Annotated in this window: 1 protein-coding gene; it reads left to right on the top strand. The window is 53.0% G+C overall.

Annotated elements, in window-relative coordinates:
* Positions 1–212 (top strand): LuxR C-terminal-related transcriptional regulator (locus V5P19_RS23715; RefSeq protein WP_334407997.1); only part of this gene is annotated, 212 nt, incomplete at its 5' end.
* Between the last annotated feature and the right edge of the window lie 56 nt (positions 213–268).

Raw genomic sequence — 268 nt, 5'->3', positions numbered from 1 at the left:
CCACTACTGAGCGCGATGTTAACCAGTTAACCCCACGCGAGCGCGATATTCTCAAGCTGATTGCCCAGGGTTTGCCGAACAAGATGATTGCCCGCCGCCTGGATATCACCGAAAGCACAGTAAAAGTGCACGTCAAGCACATGCTGAAGAAAATGAAGCTCAAGTCTCGCGTGGAAGCAGCGGTATGGGTGCATCAGGAGCGCATTTTCTGATTACGGTTCCCAGCGCAGTTCGTCGTTTGACAATGCGTCGAACGGTTCGACAAGCG

The organism is Enterobacter sp. UNJFSC 003 (assembly GCF_036903355.1).
Lineage (GTDB): Bacteria > Pseudomonadota > Gammaproteobacteria > Enterobacterales > Enterobacteriaceae > Enterobacter.
The sequence above is the reverse complement of the archived record's forward strand: the minus strand, read 5'-3'. Positions and strand labels throughout refer to the sequence as shown.